The sequence below is a fragment of the Streptococcus saliviloxodontae genome (genome assembly GCF_016908655.1).
In the GTDB taxonomy this organism is placed as follows: Bacteria; Bacillota; Bacilli; order Lactobacillales; family Streptococcaceae; genus Streptococcus; species Streptococcus saliviloxodontae.
This window is the reverse complement of sequence record NZ_JAFBEI010000063.1, coordinates 1-4,413: the sequence shown is the minus strand read 5'-3', so window position 1 is coordinate 4,413 and position 4,413 is coordinate 1. Positions and strand designations below refer to the sequence as shown.

The window sequence follows — 4,413 nt, the reverse complement described above, 5'->3', positions numbered from 1 at the left end:
GCTTTTCATTATAAGTCATGTGGGGCTTTTTTCATACCGCTAAAAAGCCCTACAATATCTGAATGAGATTTACCCACTACAGAAATTATAGAGCCGCATCTTACGTTTTTTTAAAAATATCATATTATTTCCATAAAGTATGCTATAATAGAAATAATCTGAAAATTTTGTCAAATAAGCGAGGGGGAAAAATGATTACAGCAAGAGATGTTATCAAAGCTAATGATGTACTGAGGACAGTCGTTGAACGTACACCCTTAGATTTTGACCGTTATCTATCTGAAAAATATAGTGCGACAGTCTATTTAAAACGTGAAAATATGCAAAAGGTTCGCTCGTTCAAGATTCGAGGTGCTTACTATGCGATTCATCAATTGAGTGAAGAAGAAAAGTCGCGTGGTGTTGTTTGTGCATCTGCGGGTAATCATGCTCAAGGTGTTGCGTTTACTTGTAATGAAATGAAGATCCCAGCTACTATTTTTATGCCTGTTACAACGCCGCAACAAAAAATTGGGCAAGTCCAGTTTTTTGGAGGAGCTTTTGTAACAATCAAGTTAGTGGGGGATACCTTTGATGCTTCGGCACAGGCTGCTCAGGAGTTTACCAAAGCAGAAGGGATGACTTTTATTGATCCTTTTGATGATTTTAATGTCCAGGCTGGCCAAGGAACTGTTGCTTATGAAATCTACGAGCAGGCTCAGGAAGATGGTGTTAGTTTTGATAGCATCTTCGTTCCAGTTGGTGGAGGTGGCTTGATCGCTGGTGTATCGACTTATATTAAAGATTGTGCTCCAGAAATCGAAGTGATCGGTGTTGAGGCTAGCGGTGCCAGAAGTATGCGTGCCGCATTTGATAAAGGTCATCCTGTTAAACTAGAAGAAATCGATAAGTTTGCAGATGGAATTGCGGTGCAAAAAGTAGGCATTAATACCTATGAGGTTGCTCGTAAGAATGTTGATCGTTTAATCGGTGTGGATGAAGGTTTAATCTCTGAAACCTTGATTGATATGTACTCTAAGCAAGGGATTATCGCAGAGCCTGCTGGTGCTGCCTCTATTGCTGCCTTAGAAGTGATGAAAGATGACATTGTTGGTAAGACGGTTGTCTGTGTGATTTCAGGTGGTAACAATGATATCAACCGTATGCCTGAGATGGAAGAGCGTGCGCTTATTTATGATGGTGTTAAACACTATTTTGTAGTTAACTTCCCTCAACGTCCAGGTGCTCTTAGAGAGTTTGTAAATGATATTTTAGGACCAAATGATGATATTACTCGATTTGAGTATATTAAACGTGCCAACAAGGGAACAGGCCCGGTGTTAATTGGCGTTACCTTGAGTGATAAGAATGATTATGCAGGATTAATTGATCGCTTGTCGGTATTTGATCCAAGCTATATCAATCTTCATGGAAATGAAACTCTCTACAATATGCTAGTCTGACCTTAAAAAAGTAGACCAAAATAATCTTGATAAGTAGGTGAAGTACCTAATATGTCGAGTTATTTTGGTCTATTTTGGTATCAAGTTCCAGGTAGAGTGCATTAAGCTTGTTAATAGCAGAAGTAGAAAGAAGGATTTGAAATTGAGTGCGTAAGTAGCTTTGTTGAACTGAATAGGGTGATTCAGTTAAAAACCCTTCAACGTGTTCAGTGTTGAAGGGTTGTATGACAATAGGATAAGGCGATGCGTTAGCCTTGTTGAAAGTTACTTGCCGTAGCGCTTAAAATCATGGATAATTTTTAGTGCCCGTTTACGCGTTTTGATGTTGGGGCTCTTTAGGCGACGATAGGCGCTAGCTAAGTCGTTTTTTTCAGCCATAATACCTCCTGTTTGAGAAGATTTATTAACGTTAACGAATTTATTATAGCACAATAAACTTAACCAGTAAAGTATATAACATAAAAAACAAGCTAATTAAATTTAGCTTGTTTTTTATGTTATTAGCCTAAGAAGCGTTGTAAGAATTCTTTGGTACGTGCTTCTTGAGGATTTTCAAAGATTTGTTGAGGAGTTCCTTCTTCTGCGATGACACCTTTATCCATGAAGATGACACGGTCTGAGACATCGCGTGCGAATTCCATTTCGTGAGTGACGATAATCATGGTCAAACCTGATTTCGCCAAATCCTGCATGGTTTTGAGAACCTCTGAGACCATCTCTGGGTCAAGAGCTGATGTTGGCTCATCAAAGAGGATAGCTTCTGGATTGACAGAAAGAGCGCGTGCGATAGCGACACGTTGTTTTTGTCCGCCAGAGAGTTGGCTAGGTTTGGCCTTCCAATATTGCTCTCCCATGCCAACCTTGTTGAGATTTTCTTTGGCAATTTTTTCAGCTTCTGAATGATTGCGTTTTAAAACAGTTGTTTGAGCAACGATGGCATTTTCAAGGACGTTGAGGTTATTGAAAAGGTTAAAGGATTGGAAAACCATACCGAGTTTTTCGCGATAAGTTGTTAAATCGTAACCTTTTTCTAAAACATTTTGTCCATGGTAGAGGATTTCACCTTCAGTCGGTGTTTCTAAAAGGTTGATAGAACGAAGAAAAGTTGATTTTCCTGATCCAGATGAACCGATAATAGAGATAACTTCACCTTTTTTGACATCGATTGAAATGTCTTTAAGGACTTCATTTTTACCGAAGGACTTTTTCAAATGTTTAATTTCTAAAATAGTATCAGTCATATCAATGAACTCCTTGCGTGTAATTGTCTTGGTCAAAGCGACGTTCTACATATCGTAAGATACGTGTTACAGTGAAGGTAAGCACGAAGTAGATGGCTGCGATAACGAAGAAAGTTTGGAAGTATTGGTAAGTTTGTGTGGCAACGGTATTTCCTGAGAAGTAAAGCTCGACAACAGAGATAACATTCAAAACTGACGTATCCTTGATGTTGATAACGAACTCATTACCTGTTGCTGGCAAGATATTGCGGACAACCTGAGGAATAACGATTTTACGCATGGTTTGTCCGTGTGTAAATCCAAGTGCAGTTGCAGCTTCAAACTGTCCTTTATCAACAGCGAAGATACCTCCACGAACGATTTCGCTCATATACGCACCTGTGTTGATAGACACGATAAAGATAGCTGCTAGTGTACGGTCGATATTGATACCAAAGGCTTGGGCTGTCCCATAGTAGATAACCATTGATTGTACAATCATTGGTGTTCCACGGAAGACTTCAATGTAGATATTGAGGAACCAACCAAAGAGTTTTTGAAGGATAGCAAGGAATTTGTTAGCAGCTTTTGGTGCTGTACGGTAAACCCCAATCAAAAGTCCGATGATTGTTCCGACGACTGTCCCCACAATGGAAATAAGAAGGGTCATCCCAGTTCCTTTGAGGAATTGTTGCCAGTTCTTAGTAAGGATAGACCACATTTGAGAAAAGAAGTTTGCTTGTTTCTTATCACTTGTTTCTTTTTCAAGTGGTTGGGCATCAATCATTTTATCCATGAGTTTGAGACGGTCTTCTGATGAAATGGTTGCAAGAACGGCGTTGACTTTGGCTAGAGTAGCAGTATCTTCTTTACGAAGACCAACAGCGATAGCAGTGTCAGATTCAGAGGTTGTGAAACCCTTACCTTCATCAAAGGCAATCATTTTGAGCTTTTTGTTAGCTTTCTCTGCAGATGTTGCATCGGGACGTTCTGAAATATAACCATCGATGATACCTGAGTCAACGGCTTGACGCATTTGGTTGAAGTCTCCCATTGCGGTCTCTTTAGTAGCGCCACTGATCTGATCAATAAGATCATAGAGGTAGACCCCTTGTTGACCAGTTAGTTTTGCGCCTTTGAAGTCTGCTAGGCTGGTTGCATTAGCGTATTTTCCTTCTGCAGAAACAACGATAACTGGATAAGAAGTATAGTAGGCATCTGAAAAGGCGATTTCTTGTTTACGCTCATCAGTAGGGCTCATACCAGCTGCAATCATATCGATTTTTCCTGATGTCAGCGCAGGGATAAGCCCTGTCCAAGAGGTTTTAACAACAAGTAATTCTTTGCCGAGACTATCAGCAATTTTCTTGGCAATTTGAACATCGTATCCATTAGCGTATTGGGTTGTTCCTTCGATAGGAACGGCACCATTTGAGCTATCGTCTTGTGTCCAGTTGAAAGGTGCATAGGCGGCTTCCATGCCGACACGGAGGTATTGATCTGCTTGAGCACTCGTTAAGCCCCCAAAGAGCAAAAGGAGAGCTACAAAGCAGGTTAGTAGTATCTTCTTCATTGTAAGATTTTAGGCTCCTATAAAAAATGTTATTCCTTTCTATTTTACAGGAAAAACGATGGCTTTTCAATACGATTGCTTTTTAAACACGACAAACGCATGAGATACTCCATTTCATTTTCTGAACGACAGAACCTTTTTTGACCTAAAGTAGTCGGCTTAGATATTTGTCAAAGGA

General features: G+C 39.9%; 4 protein-coding genes. 1 reads left to right on the top strand and 3 read right to left on the bottom strand.

Annotated elements, in window-relative coordinates; genetic code table 11:
- Positions 1–191 precede the first annotated feature (191 nt).
- Positions 192–1,442 (top strand): threonine ammonia-lyase IlvA, encoded by a 1,251-nt coding sequence (ilvA, locus tag JOC31_RS09650; protein ID WP_205017942.1) that lies wholly within the window; start codon positions 192–194, stop codon positions 1,440–1,442.
- Between the two features lie 264 nt (positions 1,443–1,706).
- Here the strand turns inward: ilvA and JOC31_RS09645 are convergent, their stop codons facing one another.
- From JOC31_RS09645 to JOC31_RS09635, 3 genes are all read right to left on the bottom strand, one after another.
- Positions 1,707–1,820 carry a putative metal homeostasis protein gene (locus tag JOC31_RS09645; RefSeq protein ID WP_205017941.1) on the bottom strand — a complete coding sequence of 38 codons (114 nt, stop codon included), beginning with the start codon at positions 1,818–1,820 and terminating at the stop codon, positions 1,707–1,709.
- Between the two features lie 122 nt (positions 1,821–1,942).
- Positions 1,943–2,683 (bottom strand): amino acid ABC transporter ATP-binding protein, encoded by a 741-nt coding sequence (locus JOC31_RS09640; protein WP_205017940.1) that lies wholly within the window; start codon positions 2,681–2,683, stop codon positions 1,943–1,945.
- Between the two features lies 1 nt (position 2,684).
- The gene (locus JOC31_RS09635; RefSeq protein WP_205017939.1) at positions 2,685–4,235 is read right to left on the bottom strand and encodes an ABC transporter permease subunit; all 1,551 of its coding nucleotides are present in this window, start codon (positions 4,233–4,235) and stop codon (positions 2,685–2,687) included.
- Between the last annotated feature and the right edge of the window lie 178 nt (positions 4,236–4,413).